Annotated in this window: 25 protein-coding genes; 10 read left to right on the top strand and 15 right to left on the bottom strand. The window is 68.9% G+C overall.

The genetic code is table 11. The features are described from left to right. Nucleotides 1–109: 109 nt before the first annotated feature. Nucleotides 110–628 (top strand): DinB family protein, encoded by a 519-nt coding sequence (locus tag BLR21_RS22580; protein WP_090007971.1) that lies wholly within the window; start codon nt 110–112, stop codon nt 626–628. Here the strand turns inward: BLR21_RS22580 and BLR21_RS22575 are convergent. Further along, a complete protein-coding gene (locus BLR21_RS22575; RefSeq protein WP_090007970.1) occupies nt 625–2,199 on the bottom strand; it encodes a sulfatase-like hydrolase/transferase in 1,575 nt (524 codons plus the stop codon). The genes BLR21_RS22580 and BLR21_RS22575 overlap by 4 nt on opposite strands. Before the next feature lie 84 nt (nt 2,200–2,283). On the opposite strand from BLR21_RS22575, the gene BLR21_RS22570 reads away from it, so the two are divergent. Next, the gene (locus BLR21_RS22570; RefSeq protein ID WP_090007968.1) at nt 2,284–2,937 is read left to right on the top strand and encodes a RibD family protein; all 654 of its coding nucleotides are present in this window, start codon (nt 2,284–2,286) and stop codon (nt 2,935–2,937) included. Here the strand turns inward: BLR21_RS22570 and BLR21_RS22565 are convergent. Together BLR21_RS22565 and BLR21_RS22560 are read right to left on the bottom strand one after the other, a co-directional pair. Further along, nucleotides 2,927–3,328 carry a DoxX family protein gene (locus BLR21_RS22565; RefSeq protein WP_090007966.1) on the bottom strand — a complete coding sequence of 134 codons (402 nt, stop codon included), beginning with the start codon at nt 3,326–3,328 and terminating at the stop codon, nt 2,927–2,929. The two genes, BLR21_RS22570 and BLR21_RS22565, sit on opposite strands and share 11 nt — an antisense overlap. Continuing rightward, a complete protein-coding gene (locus BLR21_RS22560; RefSeq protein WP_090007964.1) occupies nt 3,321–4,055 on the bottom strand; it encodes a CDP-alcohol phosphatidyltransferase family protein in 735 nt (244 codons plus the stop codon). The genes BLR21_RS22565 and BLR21_RS22560 overlap by 8 nt, the downstream gene beginning before the upstream one ends. Nucleotides 4,056–4,097: 42 nt before the next feature. Here BLR21_RS22560 and BLR21_RS22555 point away from each other — a divergent pair, with 42 nt between their 5' ends. Further along, nucleotides 4,098–5,075, top strand: a complete 978-nt coding sequence (locus BLR21_RS22555) for a zinc-dependent alcohol dehydrogenase (RefSeq protein ID WP_090007962.1) — start codon at nt 4,098–4,100, stop codon at nt 5,073–5,075. Continuing rightward, complete coding sequence (locus BLR21_RS22550) at nt 5,062–5,751, top strand: creatininase family protein (protein ID WP_090007959.1); 690 nt, start codon at nt 5,062–5,064, stop codon at nt 5,749–5,751. Before BLR21_RS22555 ends, BLR21_RS22550 begins: the two co-directional genes overlap by 14 nt. Here the strand turns inward: BLR21_RS22550 and BLR21_RS22545 are convergent. Genes BLR21_RS22545 through BLR21_RS22530 form a run of 4 tightly spaced genes read right to left on the bottom strand, consistent with a single transcriptional unit; the run spans nt 5,668 to nt 8,762 of the window. Beyond that, a complete protein-coding gene (locus tag BLR21_RS22545; RefSeq protein ID WP_090007956.1) occupies nt 5,668–6,627 on the bottom strand; it encodes a lysylphosphatidylglycerol synthase transmembrane domain-containing protein in 960 nt (319 codons plus the stop codon). The two genes, BLR21_RS22550 and BLR21_RS22545, sit on opposite strands and share 84 nt — an antisense overlap. Further along, nucleotides 6,627–7,406, bottom strand: a complete 780-nt coding sequence (locus BLR21_RS22540) for a class I SAM-dependent methyltransferase (RefSeq protein ID WP_090007954.1) — start codon at nt 7,404–7,406, stop codon at nt 6,627–6,629. The genes BLR21_RS22545 and BLR21_RS22540 overlap by 1 nt, the downstream gene beginning before the upstream one ends. After that, complete coding sequence (locus tag BLR21_RS22535; protein ID WP_338061063.1) at nt 7,403–8,374, bottom strand: glycosyltransferase family 4 protein; 972 nt, start codon at nt 8,372–8,374, stop codon at nt 7,403–7,405. Before BLR21_RS22535 ends, BLR21_RS22540 begins: the two co-directional genes overlap by 4 nt. Further along, nucleotides 8,352–8,762: a 6-pyruvoyl trahydropterin synthase family protein gene (locus BLR21_RS22530; protein WP_090007950.1), complete on the bottom strand. Its 411-nt coding sequence runs from the start codon at nt 8,760–8,762 to the stop codon at nt 8,352–8,354. Before BLR21_RS22530 ends, BLR21_RS22535 begins: the two co-directional genes overlap by 23 nt. A gap of 91 nt (nt 8,763–8,853) precedes the next feature. Here BLR21_RS22530 and ribA point away from each other — a divergent pair, with 91 nt between their 5' ends. Both ribA and BLR21_RS22520 read left to right on the top strand, forming a co-directional pair. After that, nucleotides 8,854–9,489 (top strand): GTP cyclohydrolase II, encoded by a 636-nt coding sequence (gene ribA / locus BLR21_RS22525; RefSeq protein WP_090007948.1) that lies wholly within the window; start codon nt 8,854–8,856, stop codon nt 9,487–9,489. Nucleotides 9,490–9,527: 38 nt separating this feature from the next. Further along, nucleotides 9,528–10,709 (top strand): amidohydrolase family protein, encoded by a 1,182-nt coding sequence (locus tag BLR21_RS22520; protein WP_090007947.1) that lies wholly within the window; start codon nt 9,528–9,530, stop codon nt 10,707–10,709. Here BLR21_RS22520 and BLR21_RS22515 read toward each other — a convergent pair. From BLR21_RS22515 to BLR21_RS22505, 3 genes are read right to left on the bottom strand one after another with little or no spacing between them, the layout of a single operon-like run. After that, complete coding sequence (locus BLR21_RS22515; protein ID WP_090007945.1) at nt 10,667–11,611, bottom strand: NAD(P)-dependent alcohol dehydrogenase; 945 nt, start codon at nt 11,609–11,611, stop codon at nt 10,667–10,669. The genes BLR21_RS22520 and BLR21_RS22515 overlap by 43 nt on opposite strands. Beyond that, a complete protein-coding gene (locus BLR21_RS22510) occupies nt 11,608–11,832 on the bottom strand; it encodes a helix-turn-helix transcriptional regulator (protein ID WP_256334864.1) in 225 nt (74 codons plus the stop codon). The genes BLR21_RS22515 and BLR21_RS22510 overlap by 4 nt, the downstream gene beginning before the upstream one ends. Continuing rightward, nucleotides 11,829–12,251, bottom strand: coding sequence for a hypothetical protein (locus BLR21_RS22505; RefSeq protein ID WP_090007943.1), 423 nt, complete (start codon nt 12,249–12,251; stop codon nt 11,829–11,831). The genes BLR21_RS22510 and BLR21_RS22505 overlap by 4 nt, the downstream gene beginning before the upstream one ends. Nucleotides 12,252–12,400: 149 nt before the next feature. Here BLR21_RS22505 and BLR21_RS22500 point away from each other — a divergent pair, with 149 nt between their 5' ends. Further along, nucleotides 12,401–13,243: a serine hydrolase gene (locus BLR21_RS22500; protein WP_090007941.1), complete on the top strand. Its 843-nt coding sequence runs from the start codon at nt 12,401–12,403 to the stop codon at nt 13,241–13,243. On the opposite strand, the gene BLR21_RS22495 is transcribed toward BLR21_RS22500, so the two are convergent. The 5 genes from BLR21_RS22495 to BLR21_RS22475 are packed head-to-tail and all read right to left on the bottom strand — an operon-like array spanning nt 13,240 to nt 16,191. Then, complete coding sequence (locus BLR21_RS22495) at nt 13,240–13,911, bottom strand: SDR family oxidoreductase (protein WP_090007939.1); 672 nt, start codon at nt 13,909–13,911, stop codon at nt 13,240–13,242. The two genes, BLR21_RS22500 and BLR21_RS22495, sit on opposite strands and share 4 nt — an antisense overlap. A gap of 60 nt (nt 13,912–13,971) precedes the next feature. Beyond that, nucleotides 13,972–14,331 (bottom strand): VOC family protein, encoded by a 360-nt coding sequence (locus tag BLR21_RS22490; protein ID WP_090007937.1) that lies wholly within the window; start codon nt 14,329–14,331, stop codon nt 13,972–13,974. Further along, a complete protein-coding gene (locus tag BLR21_RS22485) occupies nt 14,328–14,675 on the bottom strand; it encodes an MmcQ/YjbR family DNA-binding protein (protein ID WP_090007935.1) in 348 nt (115 codons plus the stop codon). Before BLR21_RS22485 ends, BLR21_RS22490 begins: the two co-directional genes overlap by 4 nt. Nucleotides 14,676–14,718: 43 nt before the next feature. Then, complete coding sequence (locus BLR21_RS22480; RefSeq protein ID WP_090007933.1) at nt 14,719–15,261, bottom strand: DUF6939 family protein; 543 nt, start codon at nt 15,259–15,261, stop codon at nt 14,719–14,721. Between the two features lie 39 nt (nt 15,262–15,300). Then, nucleotides 15,301–16,191: a DMT family transporter gene (locus BLR21_RS22475; protein WP_218130934.1), complete on the bottom strand. Its 891-nt coding sequence runs from the start codon at nt 16,189–16,191 to the stop codon at nt 15,301–15,303. Nucleotides 16,192–16,213: 22 nt separating this feature from the next. On the opposite strand from BLR21_RS22475, the gene BLR21_RS22470 reads away from it, so the two are divergent. The 3 genes from BLR21_RS22470 (at nt 16,214) to katG (ending at nt 20,359) form a co-directional block, all read left to right on the top strand. Next, complete coding sequence (locus BLR21_RS22470) at nt 16,214–17,608, top strand: aminotransferase-like domain-containing protein (RefSeq protein WP_090007929.1); 1,395 nt, start codon at nt 16,214–16,216, stop codon at nt 17,606–17,608. A 66-nt stretch (nt 17,609–17,674) separates the two neighbouring features. Beyond that, nucleotides 17,675–18,109, top strand: coding sequence for a Fur family transcriptional regulator (locus BLR21_RS22465; protein ID WP_030481444.1), 435 nt, complete (start codon nt 17,675–17,677; stop codon nt 18,107–18,109). 18 nt (nt 18,110–18,127) lie between these two features. Next, entirely contained in the window at nt 18,128–20,359 is a 2,232-nt protein-coding gene (gene katG, locus BLR21_RS22460) for a catalase/peroxidase HPI (protein WP_090007927.1), read from the top strand. Nucleotides 20,360–20,454: the final 95 nt, after the last annotated feature.

Below are 20,454 nucleotides of genomic sequence, written 5' to 3'. Positions count from 1 at the left end.
CGAATGTCGCTCAAGTTTCGCTTGAGCGGCCGTTCGTCTAGGACACAAGCTGACCTCAAGTGGTCCTAGAGTCCTTCATGTCGGGACAAACGAGCGAAGGACAGAAGCGATGACCACCACCGAGATCCTCACCGGCGAGCGCGCGGACCTCCTCGAGACCCTGAGGCAGCACCGCTGGTTCCTGACGTTCACCGCGCAGGGCCTGAGCGACGAGCAGGCGGCGTCGAGCCCGACCGCGAGCGTGCTGAGCATCGGCGGTCTGATCAAGCACGTCGCGTCGGTCGAGGAGAACTGGGTCAAGTTCATCGAGCACGGCACCTCGGCGATGGAGTCCGACCCCGAGTCGACGGCCAACGAGAACCACGAGGCGAACTTCCGGATGGCACCGGGCGAGACGCTGGAGAGCATCATCGCCCACTACAACGAGGTCGCGGCCTACACCGACAAGCTGGTCGAGACGGTCGACATGGACCTCTCGCACCCGCTGCCGGCCGCCCCGTGGTTCCCCGAGGGCAAGACGTGGTCGGCGCGGCGGGTGTTCGTGCACATCGTCGCGGAGACCTCGCAGCACGCGGGCCACGCGGACATCATCCGCGAGACGATCGACGGCCAGAAGACCATGGGCTAAGGCTTGGGCGGGCTGAAGGTCGAGAGGAACTGGTCCCGGAAGTCGCTCATCCGCGACACCGGGGCCGACCCTCCCGGCTTGATGCCGTCGTCCCACTTCCAGGCCTCGACCTCGGCCATCACGGCCGGGTCCCTGGCGACGATGGTGATCGGCACGTCCCGCGACGCACCTTCGCCGGTCACCATCTGCGCGGGCTGGTGGTCGCCGAGGAAGACCATCACCAGGTTCTCGTCGCCGTACTTCTCGAGGTAGGAGAGCACGGACTCCAGCGAGTACGAGATGGAGTGCGCGTAGTCGGCGCGCACGGCCGCCGGATCACGGCCGAAGATCGACTCCGGCGGGTCGTTCGAGGCGGGCATGGTCGAGTAGATCGAACCGTCGCCGAGCTTGTCCCAGTCCACGAAGTCCGGCGTCGGTGACCACGGCGCGTGCGAGGACACCATCGGAATCGCCGCCATCACCGGGCCGTGGGCCTTCGCGCGCTCGTTGCGTTGGAACGACTCCAACGTGAACTGGTCGGGCGTCGTCGCGTAACCGAACCGCGGACCGGCGTACCCGAGGTCCTGCGCGGCGTAGATCTTGTCGTAGTGGAAGAAGTCGCCTTCCGGCCACGCCTGGGTGATGCCGGGGACGACACCGACCGAACGCCACGACGACTCGCGGAACGCGCGCGGCAGCGTCAGCCGGTCGGAGGCCACGAGGTTGCGGTACCGCTGCTGGTTGTCGATCCACAGTCCGGACAGGAACGTCGCCTGTGCCATCCAGCTGCCACCGCCGGCGGTCGGCGAGGTCAGGTACGCCGACTTGGACGAGTACCCGGCCGCCTCCAGCCGGTCGTCGCCCTGCGCCAGCTTCGCCGCGACGTCCGGCATGTCCAGCGCCGACCTGCCGTAGCTCTCCACGAACGCGAAGACGACGTCCTTGCCCTGCAACGAGGACAGCAGCCCGGGCTGACCGCGGAACGCGTCGGCCGAAGCCTCCGCCGCGAACACCTCCCGGTCGTTCAGCCCCACCTGGACGCGCCGCGCGTGGTCGACCAGCGACGTCGCGGCGGCGTCGGAGTAGACCGGAACCCCTGGCACGGCAAGAGAAAGGCACACCACGACCGCTGCGGCCACGGCCCGGATCGCGACGGGACGCCGCCCGGCTGCGACAGAACCGAGGCGCTGCACCGAAACCGCCGCGACGAACACGATCCCGGCGACCAGCGCGACCGTGAGGCCCACGGCGAGAAGGGAGGCGAAGCGGCCGGACGTCACGTCCACGAAGTCGATGGCGGGCACCAGCAACGGCCAGTCCAGCACGAGGTCGAACGGCCGGTACAGCACCAGGTCGAAGCCGATGTCCATGATCTTGACGACCGCGAACAGCCCCAGCGCGACACCACCCGCGATGGCCGCGGGCTTGCGGAACCGGTCCGGCAGCAGCACCAGCACCAGCACGCCGACGAGGCCTTCGAGCGGCACCCGCAGGAACGCCTCGAACGAGAACTTCTCCAGATCGCTCGGTGCGATGAGCACGAACAACACGAACAGCCCCGCCAGGACCGTGACCGTCCGCCGCAGCAACATCCTCACCGAGAATCCCCTTTCCAGGCCCTATGAGGTAAACGCGGCGCAGCCCGCGACAGGTTCAACTGCTCTAGCATCTGGTTCGTGACCCGCCCGCACGTGCTGCTCAGCGTTGCCGTCAGCCTCGACGGCCACATCGACGATCGCGGCACCGAGAGGTTTCCTCTGTCGAACGCCGAGGACTTCGACCACGTCGACCGGATGCGCGCGGAGTCGGACGCGATTCTGGCGGGAGCCGAGACGCTGCGCCGTGACAACGCGCGACTGCTCGTCTACAGCGACGAGCGGCGTGCGCGGAGAATCGCGGACGGCAAACCGGAGTTCCCATTGCGCGTCACCGTCACCAGGAGCGGCAACCTGGATCCCGACCTGCGGTTCTGGCACTGCGGCGGCGCCAGCCTGGTGTACTCGCGCACCCCGGAGACCACGGTCGGGCACCTCACCGAGACGAAGACCTTCAGCGAATTCCCGGAGATTCTGGACGATCTCGGCGCGCGTGGCGTGCGAAAACTCATGGTCGAAGGCGGCACGAGCATTCACACCGCGTTCCTCGAAGCCGGACTGGCCGACGAGATCCGGGTGGCGGTGGCACCGATGCTGATCGGCCAGGCGACGGCCCCGCGTTTCGTGAATCCCGCCGAATTCCCCGGTGGACCGGCACGCCGATTCCACCTGGAGGACGTCACGAAGGTCGGGGACGTCGCGGTGCTCCGCTACTTCCCGAAAGTCACTTCCTGACGAGCTTGAACACTCCGAAGATCTGCTCCCGGCGGTAGACCGCGATCACCAGCGCCCACACCATGAAGATCAGCGGCATCTTCGCGTCGTCGAGTCCACCGTTGGTCACCAGGGTGAACTCGGTGAGCGCCGCGCCGGCCATGATGCCCGCGAGGCCCAGCGCCGCGAGGCCGCAGATGGGCGGGATGAGCAGGCCGATCGCGGTGGCGATCTCCAGCACACCGGTGAAGTAGCGGAACCACTGACCGAAGCCGATGTCGTCGAACTTGGCGACGAACGAGTCGGTGAACAGCGCGTAGCCGTTCATCACGAACTGCACGGCGAGCACGATCTGCAGGATCCAGACGACGATGTTGCCGATCTTCGCCGCGGTTGAGGTCTGCTCAGGCATGGCGGGATTCTCCCACCGAAACGGCCGCGTTGTTCCACAGCCAGAGCACATCGCGACCGAACGACCACACGAGCGATGCCAGCGCGAGACCAACGAGGAGCCCCGCTGCCGGAAGCAGGCCGGACGCCGCCACGACGAGGAAGATCCCCTGGATCGCGGCCACGACCTTGCGGGCGTAACTGGCGGGCAGCGGTGCGTTCATCCAGCGGAACCGCCAGGAAGCGGCGACGAACACGTACCGCATGAGTCCGATCGCGAGCACCCACGGACCCATGTGCACGGCCACGTAGGCGCTCAGCACCAGGATCAGGAACGCGTCGACCTCCATGTCGAACCGGGCGCCCAGCGCGGTCGAGGTGCCCGTGCGGCGAGCAACCTGACCGTCCACCCAGTCGAGTGACAGCGCGACGGCCGCCAGCATCACGACCAGCGCGACCGGCACGTCCTGCCCGGCACGGTCGGCGACCAGGGCGGTCACCGCGCCGACCATCAGGCCGCGGGCGAGCGTGACCCGGTCAGCGGGTCCCAAAGCCGAGGTGCGGTGCCGTTGCATGCCGTAACCGAGGAACGCCCACGTGGCGAACCCGTAGGCGAGACCGGCGGCCCAGCCGAGCGGGCCGAGACCGGCGGTGGCACCGACCATGCCCAGCGCGAGGACCTGAAGCCCCGCCCAGATGGCAGGCTCCCGCAGGACGGGCGCGGTCCTGGTGTGCTGAAGTGTGATCATCAGGTGGCCCCTAACGAACTTCGTGCGGCGGAGGTGTTGTGAGTGACACGTACGGCGAGTGCCTTTTGGCTCAACGAATCCGGAAACGGGGAAGTCCGGCAGGTCACACTGCCCGAACCCGGTCCGGGTGAGGTCGAGGTGCGCACGCTGTTCTCCGGCGTGAGCCGAGGCACGGAGACCCTCGTGTTCCGCGGTGGCGTGCCGGAGAACCAGTACGCGGTGATGAGGGCTCCCTTCCAGGAGGGCGACTTCCCGTGGCCGGTGAAGTACGGGTACCTCAACGTGGGCGTCGTCGAACACGGGCACCTGAGAGGGCGCACGGTGTTCTGTCTCTATCCACACCAGACTCGTTACGTGGTACCGGAAACCTCGGTCACGCTCGTGCCCGACGCGGTGCCGGCGGCCAGGGCGGTGCTGGCGGGCACCGTCGAGACCGCGGTCAACGCGGTGTGGGACGCGCGTCCGCTGGTCGGCGACCGGATCGCGGTGGTCGGCGGTGGCATGGTCGGGTCGAGCATCGCGGCGGTGCTCGCCACGTTCCCCGGCGCCCGCGTGGAGCTCGTGGACTCCGATCCCGCCCGCGAGGCCGTGGCCCGGCAGCTCGGTGTCGGCTTCGCCCTGCCGGGCAATGCTCTCGACGGGTGCGATCTGGTCTTCCACGCGAGTGCGACCGAACCGGGCCTCACCACGGCTCTCGGCCTGCTCGCGCCGGAAGGCCGCGTGATCGAGCTGAGCTGGTACGGCGACAGGTTGATCTCCGTGCCGCTGGGCGAGTTCTTCCACTCGCGCAGGCTGACGATCCGCAGCAGCCAGGTCGGCACGGTCGGCCGTCCCGACCGCTCCTACGCCGAACGCATGGCGGTCGCGCTCGACCTGCTGGCCGACGACAGGTTCGACGCGCTGATCACGGGCCACAGCGCGTTCGAGGACCTGCCCGACGTAATGCCCAGGCTGGCCGACGGCGGGATTCCGGCGCTGTGCCACCGGATTGACTACGGTCAGGGTCATGTTTCCGAGTGACACCACGGTCGACGTCCGCGGTAGGAGCGTGGCCGTGCTCCCGGTCGGCAGCACCGAGCAGCACGGTCCGCACCTGCCGCTGGCCACGGACTCGGTGATCGCGTGGACCATCGCGTCGGAGATCGCGGCGAGGTACCCGGTCCGGCTGCTGCCGCCGATCCAGTTCTCGTGCTCGCAGGAGCACGCCGACTGGCCGGGGACCGTCAGCATCTCCGCGCGCACGTTGATCTCAGTGGTCACGGACATCGCGGAGTCCCTGCGGCGCAACGGTGTCACGAACGTCGTGCTGGTCAACGGCCACGGCGGCAACTACGTGCTGTCCAACATCGTGCAGGAGGGCGAGGGCCTGGCGCTGTTCCCCGGCCGGGACGACTGGGCGTTCGCGCGGGAGAAGGCCGGCATCGAGACCTCGGCGTACAGCGACATGCACGCGGGCGAGCTGGAGACGTCGATCCTGCTGCACGCGCACCCCGATCTGATCCGTCCCGGCTACGAAACCTCTGACCACCTGGCGGAGGACAGGCGGCACCTGCTCACCCTGGGTCTGGCGCCGTACACGTCCTCCGGCGTCATCGGGCGTCCGTCCCTGGCGTCAGCGCGCAAGGGCGAGCTCCTGCTCGCGGGGCTGGCCGAGTCCTTCCGCCACTACCTCGACCTGTTCGGTCCTCCGGCGTGACAGGAACAGCACGACCGCGCCGGGCAGTGCGGCGATGAGCGCCAGCACGCCGTAGACGATGCCCGTGGTGAAGCCCTGCGCGGCGCCCAGACCGGCGGCACCGAACGCCACCGCGAGGAACGCCTCGCGGGGGCCGAACCCGCCGATGTTGACCGGGATCGCCATGATCAGCAGCGCCAGCACGACGACCGGCGCGAGCTGGGTGACCGTCGCGTCCGACCCGGCGGCGCGGGCGGCCACCAGGAACAGCGCGACGTAACCGGCGACCGTGGCGGCGGACAACCCGATGACAGCGGGCCAGGTCTTGAGCGACAACAGCCTGATGCCGTCTGCGAGGGTGTTGACCAGCGCCTTTCGCACCGGCCGGATGTTCCAGCCGGCGGCGACGAGGGCGGCCAGACCGGCGAGAACCAACGCGACGGTGGTGCCGTTCGGAGCGAGGCCGAGGCCGGGCGCGGGGTGCGTGAGCAGCACCGCGAGCCCGATCCCGATGAGCACGATCTGACCGGCGAAGCGCTCGAAGAACACGGCGCGCACGCCCCGTCCGACGTCGCCCGACTCACGGCCGTGGTTGACCGCGCGGTGCACGTCGCCGAGCACGCCCGCGGGCAGCACGGCGTTGACGAGCTGGGCGCGGTAGTAGTCGCTGACCGCGGTGCGCAGGGTCAGCGGCAGGCCGAGGCGGCGCGCGACGAGGACCCAGCGACCCGCGCTGAGCACCGTCGTCACGAGCCCGATCGCCAGTGCGGCGGCGACGGAGAACGCGTCGATCGCGCGCAGTCCGTCGAGGAACGCCCCGGTGCCCAGGCGCACGCCCAGAGCAACCAGGATGCCCAGCGCCAGCATCAGGCGAAGCCACGGCCACAACTTCTTCATCACACAGCTCCCGGTAGTGCCAGCAGGTCGACGTGGTGGACCGTCACGGAGGCCGTTGACCTGCGGCGCAGGTACTCGGGGGCCTCGGCGGCGAGTGTGGGTTCCTGCTCCACCGCGGCGTCGACCCAGCCCTTCAGCCATTCCCGCTGCAGGGCGTCGCCATTCATGCGCCAGGGGCTCTGAGCCGTGCGAACCGAAGCGCCTGCTGCCACGAACGCCTCTTCGGCGACAGCCGGTGCATCAGGTCCGAGCAGACGGCGCCCGTCCACGACGCGACGCTGGTGAGCGTTGAACGCGTCCTGGAAGGCGGCGTCGAGCGGCTCGGCCGGATCGATGTCGATCCGGCCTGCCACCGAGAGCGTGAACAGTGCGGGCACATGTGCTTCTACGCATGCAACCGCCAGAGCGTTCATCTCGTTGGTAGTGAGCAAGTCGAGCAAAGCGGAGCACGTGACCAGGTCTGCGCCCTCGATGTCGGCGGCTTTCAGGGACGTGAGGTCACCCTCACGCGTTTCGGCGGTGACGTTCTCCAGCTCGTTCATGCCGGCCACCGCCAGCCCGAGCAGCCGGGGGTCGCGGTCGTGCAGCACCCAGTGCTGTACGCCGCCGAGCCTCCCGGCGAGCCATCGTCCCATCGATCCCGTTCCACAACCGAGGTCACGGATCGTCAGGGGGTTTCGGTTCACCAGAGTTTCGCGGACCACGTCCGCGAGCTCCTCCGAGCGTGCGTCAGCGTCGGCGATTTCGCGCAGTGCCAGCCATTCCGGGGCGAAGGTCATGGCCGGAGCGTAGCCAGCACCCTCCGCAGATCCTCTGTGGATTCGTCCCAAGTGGACAGAACAGCTCGCCGGGCGAGCGCCCTCGCCCGCAGTTCGGACCGAAAATCCTGATCTTCGAACCAGCGTGTTAGTGCAGCTTCCAATGCATTTTCGTCCCCGGCGGGAATGAGCAGACCGCCATCGCCGAGGGCGTCCGGGACAGCACTCGCGATGACCGGCAGACCGTGCGCGAGCGCCTCGGTGACGACCATGCCGTAGGTCTCGGCGCGGGAGGCCAGCACGAAGAGGTCGGCACTGGCGTACGCGCTGGTCAGAGCCTTGCCGGCGAGTGGTCCGGGGAAGCTGACCCGATCGTCTCGCGGGAGTTCGCGCAGGAACGGCCGATGCGGGCCCACGCACGTCAGCCGCCAGTCGCGTTCGATCCTCCGCAACGCCCTGACCAGCAGGTCGTGGCCTTTGCGGGCTGTGATGGACGCGACGCACAACAGGTGGTGCACGCCGTCCGTGCCGGGCGCTCGCGGCGCCGGATCGGTGCCCGGGACGACGACGTGGACGTGGTCGAGCCCGTGCCTGCGCTCGATGTCACGCGCGGCCGTCGGACTCGTCGCGATGACCGCCCTCGCGGCCCTCAGGACCTGGCCTTCGCGGGCGTCGAGGGCGCGTGCGGTGCCGGGGTCGAGGCCCGTCTCGTCGGCGAGCGGCAGGTGCACGAGGACAGCGATGTTCAATCTTCGTGCGTGAGGAACGACGATTTCGGGCAGTCCGCAGCTCACGAGGCCGTCGAGGAGCACGACGTCTCCGTGCGGGATCCCCGCAAGCGTTTGCTCCAACGCGGTGGCGTCACTCGGACGCGGCCAGTCCCCAGCGACGAGCAGACGGTTCAGGCCCGCGCTCACGCGCAGGTCGTAGACGTTGCCGCCGCTGGGACCGCCAGGATCCCCGACGTCAGCCGGAAGGACGAAGTGCACGTTCGTAGCCGGCCCACGCCACATGAGACTCATGGAGTGTGACGGCGATCGCATCGATCCCGTGAGCGCCCTCACCCAGGGCACCCTCGGAGATCTTGTCCGCGAGCTGGTCCGCGATGTGTTTCGCGAGCCACTCCGTGGACGTGTTGATGCCCGCGAACTGGGGTTCTTCGTCCAGGTTGCGGTAGTTGAAGGCGGCCAGGACCTTGTTCAGCTCCTGGGTCGCGAGTCCGATGTCGACGACGATGTTGTCCGAATCGAGTTCAGCCCGTTTGAACGTTGCGTCGACCAGAAACGTTGCTCCATGCAGACGTTGTGCCGGACCGAAGACCTCGCCGCGGAAACTGTGGGCGATCATCACGTGATCGCGGACGGTGATGCTGAACAGGGTGACCTCCGCTGTGCGGTCGGGTTACGGTGCGACTCCATCCGAGCGTAGCTGCACGTTCGGAAGGCGCCTGGCGACGAGGGGACCGGAGATGTTCGAGCAGGCCTTCAGTGACGAAGACGTGGCGGAATCCGATCTGGTGACACGGCGTGGCACCTTCCGCGCGGTCGCGTTCCGAGCGGACGGCCACGAACACATGGCCCTGGTGTACGGCAAGACGAAGCTGCGCGAGAACGTCCTCGTGCGCATCCACTCCGAGTGCATGACCGGCGACATCTTCGCCGCGATGCGCTGCGAGTGCGGCGAGCAACTCGACGCCGCGCTGAACACGATCGTGCGCGAGGGCAGCGGGATCCTCGTCTACCTGCGCGGTCACGAAGGGCGCGGAATCGGTCTGGTGTCGAAGATCCGCACCCACGTGCTGCAGGACGAAGGACTGGACACGTTGGACTCGGCCACGTCACTCGGCCTGCCCGTCGATGTTCGCGACTACTCCCCCGCGGCTCGCGTGCTCAAGCACCTGCGCGTGCAGTCCGTGCGGCTGATGTCCAACAACCCGGACAAGATCGCGGCGCTGGAGTCCCACGGGATCTCGGTGACCGCGCGCGTGCCGTCGCTGATGACGCCCAACGCGCACAACATCGCGTACCTGACGGCGAAGCGGGACCGGCTCGGTCACGACCTGCCCCAGGTCGAGGGGTTCACGACGCTGCCGCATGCCCGCTGACCATTGCTTTCCCAGCATGTGGCGCTCAGAATGGGCCGATGCTGGCGCTGCGGGCAGAGCGTGCGTTCGACGGTGAGCGGTCCATCGCGGGCCCTGTCACGGTCCTCGTCGAGGACGGCAAGATCAAGGCCGTCGAGCAGGGGCGTCCCGACGTCGCCGGTGCCGAGGTGGTCGACCTCGGCACCGCCACCGTCCTTCCCGGACTGATCGACACCCACGTCCATTTGTGCGCGGACAGCGAGAACGGCGCGCTGGACCGCCTGCCGGACTTCACCTCCGAGCACCTCGACGCGGTGATCAGGGACAGCCTCGACCGCCACCTCAGGGCAGGCGTCACCACCGTCCGCGATCTGGGTGACCGCGCGTGGGCCGTGGTGGACCAGCGCGCGAAGCACCGGCAACGCGTCCTCGCCTCCGGCCCGCCCATCACCAGCCCACGGGGTCACTGCTGGTCGATGGGTGGCCAAGCGTCCGGGGACGACGCGCTCCGCCAGGCCGTGCGCGCTAGAGCCGAACGCAACGTCGACATCGTCAAGATCATGGCCAGCGGCGGGTTCACCACCCCCGGCACGATCGTCGACGACTGCCAGTTCACCGAGCACGACCTGCGCGTGGTGGTCGAGGAGGCCCATTCGCTGGGCCTCCCGGTGACCGCGCACGCCCACAGCCTCAGGGCCGTCCAGCAGGCCGTGGCCGCCGGTGTGGACGGCATCGAGCACTGCACGTGCCTGTCCGGCGGGGCCATGGTCGTCCCCGTCGAACTGATGGACGCGCTGGCGGAGGCCGACATCGCCGTCTGCCACACCCTCGGCGTCACCATGGAACCGCCTCCTCACATCCAGGAGGCGTTCGACCGCATGGGGATGAGCATGGCCGCCAAGATCGACGCGACCGGGCGCATGTACGACCATGGCGTGCGTACGGTCTCCGGTACGGACGGTGGTATCGGCGCGGGCAAACCACACGGGATCACCGCCCACGCCCTGCGGAACATGATCGAGGCGGGCATCCCGAACGCCGCCGTGCTGGCGAGCGCGACCAGTCAGGCCGCCAAGGCGTGCGGCGTGAGCAAGGGCGTGCTGAAACCCGGCTGGGATGCGGACATCATTGCCGTGCAAGGAGATCCCGTGCGGGACATCACGGCGTTGCACCACGTGACGACCGTGGTGATCGGAGGTCAGATCGTGACGACCGTCTTGCCGGCGGACCGCCGCGAGTAGACATGGTCCACCGCGTCGAGCGCTTCGGACAGCGGGAAGACCTTGCCCACGGCGGCTTTCACCGAGCCCGCCTCGATGAGCACACGCAGCTCGTCGAAGACGTCAGCGCGTTCGGTGGACATCAGCGGGACGAACTTCTTGGACGAGAACGGGTTCAGCAGCGGCGAGCCCAGCGACTTCTGGAAACCGCCCGTGATCGAACCGCCGGTCTCCGCACCGACCAGCACGATCCTGCCGCGCTCGTTCGTGGCCCCGCGCAACCTGGACAACGGCCTGGCGCCGCCGCAGTCCAGGATCAGGTCGTACGTGCCGGTGAAGTCCGCGACGGTGTAGTCGAAGACCTCGTCGGCACCCAGAGACCGCACCAGTTCCACCTTGCTGGTGCTGCACACACCGGTCACATGTGCGCCCAGAGCTTTCGCGATCTGGACCCCGTACGACCCGACACCGCCACCCGCGCCGAGCACCAGAACCCGTTGTCCCGCCTGGACTCCGCGCAACCCCTGCAGCGCCGTCCCGCCCGAGATCGGCACCGCGGCCGCCTCCGTGAACGAGATCCCCTCCGGCTTGCGCGCGAGCCGTGAGACCGGCGCGACCGCGTACTCGGCGAACGACCCGTCGCACGTGCCGAACACCTCGTCGCCGACCGCGAACCCGGTCACGCCGGGCCCGATCTCCTTCACCACACCGGCGACGTCCCGTCCGGGCACCGGCGACTTCGGCCCGCGGAACCCGAACCCGAGGAACCGCAGCAGGTACGGCTTGCCGGTGAGCAGGTGCCAGACGCCCATGTCGACGCCCGCCGCCCGCACCTCCAGCAGAACCTCGCCCTGCCCAGGCACAGGCACATCGAGGTCACCGAACACCGCCGATCCGTATCTTCGTTGCACAACAGCCTTCACAGCTCTTCCTCCTCCGGGTACTGGAACACCTCTTCGAGCGACACCCCGAACACACGCGCGATCTTGAAGGCCACCTCCAGCGAGGGCGAGTACCTGCCCTGCTCGATGGCGATCAACGTCTGCCGCGTCACACCGATGGCCGTGGCGAGATCGGCCTGCTTCATCTCGCCGTGCGCGAAACGCAACGCACGGATGGAGTTCGTGACTTTGGTCGGCTTCACAGCAGTCCCCGCCGGTAGAACATGATCTTCGCGGCGGAACCGAGCACCGCGGACAGCACGAAGCACAGGTAGAGCACGTTGGCGATCCAGAAGTGCGGCGCCTCGAGCATCGCCAGCGCCATCGCGGACACGCCACCGATGACGACGAACGACTGGCCGATGTGGTCACCGAACCGGCCGATCTCCCGGTCCCGTTCGTCGGCCTGCAGCCCGTCGTTGCGCGCGGCGATGCCGAACCAGATCCCGGACACGATGCCGGCGACGATCCCGAACAGGATCGTCGACAGCAACGCGCCTGCGTACGGCGCCTCGACCAGCGGACGTCCCGCCGTCCCGCTCAGGACGAGCACGACATACGCGGCATAACCCACCACGGCGATGACCGCCAAGGCCCAGGCCCGCTTCTCCTCGAACGCCATGGTCCCGCTCCTGATGTCAAAGAAACCTGACATCACCAAGGTAAAGCGAACCAGACACCGTGTCAAATATCTTTGACTTAATCTTTCCGTGATCAACGCGTCCGTATGGCGGTCGACCACCTCCGAGCGGACCCGTTAGCGTGCGGCGCATGCTCCGTCCGATCCTTGTTGCGTGCGCGCTCGCCCTCACGGCGTGCGGCCACCCGGTGACGGCGGAACCTCCGGCACATACCCCCGCGGCAGCACCTCTCGTCGCGACGCCCGGGATCTGCCCGCTGCCCGACAGCGGGTTCGAGTGCGACTTCCAGAAGCGGATCAAGGCCGCCCAGGACTACGCCGAGACCAGGCCGGGGACCACGGGTTTCGTGCTGCGCGACCGCGAGTCCGGCGCGATCTGGCGCAACGACCACTCCGGCGACATGACGTGGACCGCGTCGACGATCAAACTCGCGATGGTCGTGAACCTGCTGGAACGCCACCGCGCCGGCAAGATCAAGCTCAGCGCCGAGGACCGCAGTCTGATGAGCGCGATGCTGCACACGTCCGACGACGACGCGGCCGACACGCTGTGGAAGCGCTACACGGGCGCGACGTTCAACGCGGCGTTCGGCACGTACGGAATGACCGATCTGGTGCCACAGAAGGGTTACTCGGCCTCGTTCCCCTACTGGGGCTACGAGAAGTGCACGGCCAACGACCTCGACCGCCTGATGAACCACATCCTCGACGCCGTGCCCGCGGAGGACCGCGCGTACATCCTCGGGCAGATGCGCGCGGTCGGGCCCGTGCAGCAGTGGGGCGTCTGGGGCCCCGACTCCGGCGTCAAGAACGGCTGGTCGGAGGAGGACGGCGGCTGGGTGATGAACTCGGTCGGGTTCGTCGGCAAGGACGAGCGGTACACCCTCGCGATCATGAACAACCTCAGGGGCGAGGGCGCCTACGACGAGGGCCGCGCGACCGACACCGAGATCACCCGCATCCTGTTCCGCTAGCGCGGCATCGGTTCGAAGTGGAACGAGCGGATGAAGCAGTCCCGTGGCTGGTTCACCGCGAACAGCACGCAGTCGGCCACGGACCGCGCGGTGAGCATGCCGTCGCGCGCCGCGTCGTCGCTGTTGTCGAAGTCCGGCGGATACAACGCGATCATGCGGATGCCTTCGGGGCGCAGCCGTTGCGACATGATCTCCGCGTACCGCCCCTGACCCGCCTTGGCCGCGTGGAACGCGGCGTGCGCGATGTGCGCGGGATCGCTGCGTGACTCGGCTTCCAGCGACACGAGCGTGACGACGTCCGGGCGTTCGGAACGCCGCAGCAGGGGCAGGAAACTCTCGGTCATCAGCACCGTTCCGGCCGTGCCGGACAAGATCGTGCGCACGATCGCGTCATCGTCCACCTGGGACTCCGCCAGAAACGCCGCGCCGTTGTTGACCAGCACGTCGACGTGGCCGAGCAACTCGCCTGCCTGGGCGGCACAACGCCGGACCGACACCGGATCCGTGAGATCGCACCGCAACGCGTGCGCGCCGGGCAGCAGGTCGCGAGTGCGTTGCGCGGCAACGAGATCACGGGCCGTCACGACGACCGTGGCCCCCTGCTCGGCGAACCGCCGCGCGATCGTGCGCCCGAAACCCCTGCCACCACCTGTGATCACCACGTTCATGACCGAGATGCTGCACCCTCGATCGCGGTGGAGGTCAAGCCGCGCGAACAGCGTGCGCCGTCAGCCCTGAACCGACTCCCACAGGCAGAGCACAGTGCCCTCGCTGTCCTTGACGTACTGCGAGAACCCGTAGTCGCCCACGCGTTCCTTGGCATTGAGCACCGTGCCGCCCGCTGCCACGACCTTGCTCGCCACGGCGTCGATGGCCGGCACCTCGATGATCAGCACCGGCCCCTGCACGAACTCGGTCCGGGGCGAGATCCCGCCGTCCGCGTCGGCCACGTCGACCGGCTCCCCGTCCGTGCCGACAAGCACGTAGTCGAACGGCAACTGCTGCGCCGACCACCCGAAGACGTCGCGGTAGAACGCCGTCGCACGGCCGAGGTCGTCAGCGGGCAGCTCGAACTTGACCCTGCTCATCGCGCAAGGTCCGGGACCTGGGCGACGAGCTCCTCCGGCGCGGACAGCCGCCAGGCCTCGTACACCAGCTCCTTCATCTCGTCGGCCTCGATGCCTTCGAGGTACACCACGACCCAGCCGAAGCCACCGGACGTGAACTGCTCCTCGAACACCTCGGGCCGTTCGGCCACGAGAGCCCGCTGCTCGGACAGCGTCTGCTTCAGCCCGACCGTCTGCGTGCGCGGCCAGTAGTAGCCGAACACCTTGCCGCGCACACGCAACGTGTCGTACTGCTGGCCGGACGACCGCTGCGCCTCGGCGAGCCCGTCCACGATCTTGAAGAGCTGCTTGTTCGATGTCGCCACTGCCGACCCCCAAAGCCGAAGGCGGAAAGTATAAATCCGGCTCTCAGGACGCGGGCGCGGTGAGCCTCCCCAGGTGGTCGACGACCAGTGCGGCGTGGGACAGCGGCGTGCTCAGGTCATCGACGTCGCCGTTGGTCGTGTAGTCGAGCAGCACGACGTCGGCGGACTCGGCCAGCGCGCGCAAGCGTTCGACCTCGGCCCGCAGGCGGTGCTCCAGAACCCAGCGGTAGGCCGGTAAGTAGATCTCCTGGCGGGCCGTGCGGTAGTCGAGCAGACTCTCGCCGATGAGCCCCGCGCGGTGCCCGCGGACCTGGCCGAAGCGGCGAACCGTGCGCTTCAGGCCCTTCATCGATGTCACCGCGAGCTTCGACGGATCGACGTCGGCCCCCTCGAACACCTTCAGCGCCTGCCAGAGGCCCTCGACGGACTCGCTCGTCACGCCGGGCGACAACGGCACCGGGATCTGGCCGTGCGGGAAGAACGGGCTGAAGCGCACCCACGGCTCGGGGCCGCGGGAGGTCACGTCGATGACCACCGCGTCCGGGCGCTTCACCTTGCGGCGCTTGCTCGCGACTTCGATCGGCATGGCCCGAGCATGGCAGGAGGGTCTGACATTTTCGGACGGTCAGCGCACCGGTTGGGCGGTCAGGGTTGTCGTTGACGTGACACGGCTTCGTTGGGTCAGCACGACGCAGACGAGCACGACGGCCGCGGTGGCGAGGGCCGGCCAGCCGACCGGTTCGCCCAGGACGAGCGCCGACCACACGAGCGTCAGCACCGGCTGGGCCAGCTGGATCTGGCCGATCTTGGCAACGCCGCCCGCGGCCAGGCCCGCGTACCAGGCGAAGAAGCCCAGGAACATCGAAATCAGTGACACGTAGGCGAAACTGAGCCACACGACGCTGTCGGCGCGCGAGAAGTCGGCCGTGTAGAAGGAGATCGGGATCGTCACCGGCAGCGAGACGACCAGCGCCCAGCAGACGGTCCTGGCGCCGCCCAGTTCGCGGGAGAGCGCGCCTCCCTCGGCGTATCCCAGGCCGCACAGCACCACGGCGACCAGCAGGTAGCCGTCGGCGAGGCTCAGCGAGCCGGAGAAGCCGCCGCCGGTGGCCACGAACGCCAGCACCGCGAGCAGACCGGCGCCGCTGGCGAGCCAGAACTTGACGGGTGGGCGTTCGGAGGCGCGCAGGACCGCCCAGATCGCCGTGGACATGGGCAGCACGGCGATCACGACGGCGCCGTGGGCGGAGGTCTGCGTGGTGAGGGCCAGGGACGTGAGGAGCGGGAAGCCGACCACGATGCCAAGGGCGACGACGAGCAGGCGGCGGACCTGCGTTACCGAAGGAAGAGGCGCTCGCGATAACGCGAGGTAGGCGATCGCCAGGAGCCCGGCGACGAAGGCGCGGCCGAACGCGACGAACCACGCGTCCAGTCCCGCCACTGCCAGGCGGGTCGCGGGCAGCGAGAAGCTGAAACCCAGGACGCCGAGCGCGCCGAGTGTTACCCCCGCTGGCACGATAACGTTACTCTTGGCTCTCATGAACGAGGATAACGCAGCCGTCCGCGTTATCGAGCACCTGAGAGCAGCGGCACGGTCCGGTCGCGCCGGCGACCGCATGCCCTCGGTGCGCGAGCTGATGGCGCGGCACCGGGCGTCGCCCGCGACGGTCCAGCAGGCGATCCAGCGCGTGGCCGCCGAGGGACTGGTCGAGGTGCGTCCCGGCCGCGGCAGCTACGTCGCCCCGCGGACGGCGGCGACGAGCCACGACCTGTCGTGGCAGGCCGTCGCGCTCGGCGAGGGCAGGCCCGGCGAGGACCTGGTGGCCAACCTCGTCGCGGTGCCGAAACCCGAGGCCATCCCGCTGACCAGCGGTTACCTCGATCCCGGCCTGCAACCGACCGACGCGCTCGGCGCCGCGCTCAGCCGCGCCGCACGCCGCCCCGCCTCGTGGGGACGCGTCCCGGTGGAGGGCAAGGAGGAGCTGCGCGCGTGGTTCGCGAAGGAGGCCGGCGGCGAGCTCAGAGCCGGTGACATCACGGTGTGCGCGGGCGCTCAGGAAGCACTCGCGACGGTGTTCCGCGGGCTCGGCGAGCGCGGTGACGCCGTGCTGGTCGAGTCGCCCACCTACCTCGGCGCGATCGCGGCGGCGCGCGACGCCGGGCTCAAGGTCGTTCCGGTGCCGGCGGACCAGGACGGTGTGCGGCCGGACCTGCTCCAGGCCGCCTTCGAACGCACGGGCGCGAAGGTCTTCTACTGCCAGCCGCTGCACGCGAACCCGCACGGCGCCGTGTTGTCCGAGGAGCGGCGTACCGAGGTCATGCGCATCGTCCGCGACAACGGCGCGTTCCTGGTCGAGGACGACTGGGCGCGCGGCTTCACCATCGACGGCACCGCGCCGCCGACGCTGGTCTCGCAGGACACCGACGGCCACGTCGTCTACGTCCGCTCGCTCACCAAGGTCGCCGCGCCCGGTCTGCGCGTCGCCGCGATCGGTGCCCGCGGCCCGGCGGGCATCCGGCTGAAGAACACGCGGTCCCGGCAGGACCTGTACGTCGCGGGGCCGTTGCAGGAGGCGGCGATCGACTTCGTGACCTCGCCTGTCTGGCGCCGGCATCTGCGCACGCTCCAGCAGTCCTTGAGGTCCAGGCGTGACGCTCTGACACGCGCACTCGGCGAGCACCTGCCGGAGCTGGAGATCGCTAGGTCGTCCGGAGGACTGCACCTGTGGGTGACGTTGCCGGACGGCGTCGACGACCTGGAGCTCACGACGGCCGCCGCCGCACGTGACGTCGTGGTGTTCCCGGGCCGGCCGTGGTTCGCCGCTGAACCACCGGGCAGTTTTCTCCGTTTGACCTACGGCGGCGCACCCGAGCACGTGCTCGCCGAGGGTGTCCGGCGGCTGGCCGACGCGCTGTCCACCGTGCGGCGGTGACCGCTTCGGGTGAATTGCATCATTCATTAACTTGACTCACTCCAGAAAAGGCGGCATGGTGGGTCCGTGCCCACGGCTTCCGATTTCGAGCGCCTGCTGCGTGGAGCGTCGCTTCGGGTGACGGCCCCGCGGATAGCAGTGCTGTCCGCAGTGCACTCCCACCCGCACGCCGACACGGACTCGATCATCGGCGTCGTGCGTCAGAACCTCGGCGCGGTCTCCCATCAGGCCGTGTACGACGTGCTCCGCGCGCTGACCGGAGCCGGCCTGCTGCGGAAGATCGAGCCCCAGGGCTCGGTCGCCCGTTACGAGGCGCGCGTCGGGGACAACCACCACCACGTCGTCTGCAGATCCTGCGGTGCCATCGCCGACGTCGACTGCGCAGTCGGCCACGCGCCATGCCTGGACGCATCCGACGACCACGGCTTCGCCATCGACGAGGCCGAGGTCATCTACTGGGGCTCCTGCCCCGAGTGCACGACCGCCGCGAAAAGTTCCTGAACACCCGGAAGGATTCCCGTGTCCGACAGCACTGACGCCAAGCTGAGCGAGCTGAACCAGGAGGAGGCCGGCGGCTGCCCGGTCGCGCACGGCCGGCGCAGCCACCCCAGTGAGGGCGGCGGCAACCGAGACTGGTGGCCCAACCAGCTCAACCTCCGGATCCTGCGCAAGCACCCCGTCCAGGCAGACCCCTTCGGTGGTGAGCTCGACTACGGCCAGGAGTTCCTGACCGTCGACCTCGACGAGCTGGCCCGCGACGTCGACGCCGTGCTGACGGAGTCGAAGGACTGGTGGCCCGCGGACTTCGGGCACTACGGCCCGTTCATGATCCGCATGGCGTGGCACAGCGCGGGCACGTACCGCACCCACGACGGCCGCGGTGGTGCAGGCGCGGGCATGCAGCGCTTCGCCCCGCTCAACAGCTGGCCGGACAACGGCAACCTGGACAAGGCCCGCCGTCTGCTGTGGCCGGTCAAGAAGAAGTGGGGCAAGAAGGTCTCCTGGGCCGACCTCATGATCTTCACCGGCAACCGCGCGCTGGAGACCATGGGCTTCGAGACCTTCGGCTTCGCCGGCGGCCGCGCCGACGTGTGGGAGCCGGACGAGGACGTCTACTGGGGCCCGGAGACCGAGTGGCTCGGCGGCGACGCCCGCTACAGCGGTGAGCGCGACCTGGAGAGCCCGCTCGCGGCCGTCCAGATGGGCCTGATCTACGTCAACCCCGAGGGCCCGAACGGCAACCCCGACCCGCTGGCCTCCGCCCGCGACATCCGCGAGACGTTCGGCCGCATGGGCATGAACGACGAGGAGACCGTCGCGCTCATCGCCGGCGGCCACACCTTCGGCAAGGCGCACGGCGCCGGCGACCCGTCGCTGGTCGGTGCCGAGCCCGAGGGCTCCCTGATGGACGCGCAGGGCTTCGGCTGGATCAGCACGCACGGCACCGGCAAGGGCCGCGACGCCATCACCTCCGGCCTGGAGGTGACCTGGACGCAGCAGCCCACCAAGTGGACGAACCTGTTCTTCAAGAACCTGTTCGCGTTCGAGTGGGAGCTCACCAAGTCGCCCGCCGGCGCGCACCAGTGGAAGCCGAAGGACGGTGCGGGCGCCAACACCGTGCCGGACCCCGAGGACGGCACCCTCGACCGCACGCCGATGATGCTGACCACGGACCTCGCGCTGCGCTTCGACCCGATCTACGAGCCGATCTCGCGCAAGTTCGCGGAGAGCCACGAGGCGTTCGCCGACGCCTTCTCCCGCGCGTGGTTCAAGCTGACCCACCGCGACATGGGCCCGATCCAGCGCTACCTCGGCCCGCAGGTGCCGCAGGAGGAGCTGATCTGGCAGGACCGCCTGCCCGTCCGCGACTACGAGCTGATCTCCGCCGACGACATCGCGTCGCTGAAGGCGAAGATCCTGGAGACCGGCCTCTCGGTCTCGCAGCTGGTCAAGACGGCGTGGGCTTCGGCCTCGTCGTTCCGCCAGAGCGACAAGCGCGGTGGCGCCAACGGTGCCCGCATCCGCCTCGAGCCGCAGCGCGGCTGGGAGGTCAACGAGCCCGACCACCTCGCCCAGGTGCTGCGCACGCTGGAAGGCGTGCGGGAGGCGTTCAACAGCTCCGCGACCGGCGGCAAGAAGGTCTCGCTGGCCGACCTGATCGTCCTCGGCGGTGCCGCGGCGATCGAGCAGGCAGCCAAGGCCGCCGGCCACGACGTCGAGGTGCCGTTCCTCGCGGGCCGCGTGGACGCGTCCCAGGAGCAGACCGACGCCGAGTCGTTCGCCGTCCTGGAGCCGAAGGTCGACGGTTTCCGCAACTACGGCGGCAAGGCCACCCCGCTGCCGTCGGAGTACCTGCTGATCGACAGGGCGAACCTGCTCGGCGTCTCGGCGCCCGAGCTGACCGTGCTGATCGGCGGCCTGCGCGTGCTGGGCGCCAACCACGGCGGTTCGCAGGCGGGCGTGCTCACGGCCAAGCCGGAGACGCTGACCAACGACTTCTTCGTCAACCTGCTCGACATGGAGACGGAGTGGAAGTCGGTCACCGAGGACCAGGAGAACTTCGAGGGCCGCGACCGCGCCACCGGTGCCGTCCGCTGGACCGCCACCCGCAACGACCTGGTGTTCGGCTCGAACTCCGAACTGCGCGCCGTCGCCGAGGTCTACGCGAGTGACGACGCCGCCTCGAAGTTCGTGCAGGACTTCGTCGTCGCGTGGAACAAGGTCATGAACGCGGACCGCTACGACGTCTGATCCAGCCTCACCCAGGTGCCCCAGGCCACTCCCCCGGCCTGGGGCACCTTCGTGTCCAGCCCCGGTACACCACGGCCCAGTTGTGTTGTGCGGCA

Origin of the sequence: Lentzea albidocapillata subsp. violacea (assembly GCF_900100275.1) — a bacterium.
Classification (GTDB): Bacteria; Actinomycetota; Actinomycetes; order Mycobacteriales; family Pseudonocardiaceae; genus Lentzea; species Lentzea violacea.
The sequence above is the reverse complement of the archived record's forward strand: the minus strand, read 5'-3'. Positions and strand labels throughout refer to the sequence as shown.

Coding starts and splice junctions, on each gene's coding strand:
- BLR21_RS22470 (WP_090007929.1), top strand. CDS start 16,214: ATGAACGAGGATAACGCAGCCGTCCGCGTTATCGAGCACCTGAGAGCA.
- BLR21_RS22550 (WP_090007959.1), top strand. CDS start 5,062: ATGTTTCCGAGTGACACCACGGTCGACGTCCGCGGTAGGAGCGTGGCC.
- BLR21_RS22520 (WP_090007947.1), top strand. CDS start 9,528: ATGCTGGCGCTGCGGGCAGAGCGTGCGTTCGACGGTGAGCGGTCCATC.
- BLR21_RS22480 (WP_090007933.1), bottom strand. CDS start 15,261: ATGCCGATCGAAGTCGCGAGCAAGCGCCGCAAGGTGAAGCGCCCGGAC.
- BLR21_RS22545 (WP_090007956.1), bottom strand. CDS start 6,627: ATGAAGAAGTTGTGGCCGTGGCTTCGCCTGATGCTGGCGCTGGGCATC.
- BLR21_RS22495 (WP_090007939.1), bottom strand. CDS start 13,911: ATGAACGTGGTGATCACAGGTGGTGGCAGGGGTTTCGGGCGCACGATC.
- BLR21_RS22490 (WP_090007937.1), bottom strand. CDS start 14,331: ATGAGCAGGGTCAAGTTCGAGCTGCCCGCTGACGACCTCGGCCGTGCG.
- BLR21_RS22540 (WP_090007954.1), bottom strand. CDS start 7,406: ATGACCTTCGCCCCGGAATGGCTGGCACTGCGCGAAATCGCCGACGCT.
- BLR21_RS22500 (WP_090007941.1), top strand. CDS start 12,401: ATGCTCCGTCCGATCCTTGTTGCGTGCGCGCTCGCCCTCACGGCGTGC.
- ribA (WP_090007948.1), top strand. CDS start 8,854: ATGTTCGAGCAGGCCTTCAGTGACGAAGACGTGGCGGAATCCGATCTG.
- BLR21_RS22575 (WP_090007970.1), bottom strand. CDS start 2,199: ATGTTGCTGCGGCGGACGGTCACGGTCCTGGCGGGGCTGTTCGTGTTG.
- BLR21_RS22560 (WP_090007964.1), bottom strand. CDS start 4,055: ATGATCACACTTCAGCACACCAGGACCGCGCCCGTCCTGCGGGAGCCT.
- BLR21_RS22580 (WP_090007971.1), top strand. CDS start 110: ATGACCACCACCGAGATCCTCACCGGCGAGCGCGCGGACCTCCTCGAG.
- BLR21_RS22565 (WP_090007966.1), bottom strand. CDS start 3,328: ATGCCTGAGCAGACCTCAACCGCGGCGAAGATCGGCAACATCGTCGTC.
- BLR21_RS22505 (WP_090007943.1), bottom strand. CDS start 12,251: ATGGCGTTCGAGGAGAAGCGGGCCTGGGCCTTGGCGGTCATCGCCGTG.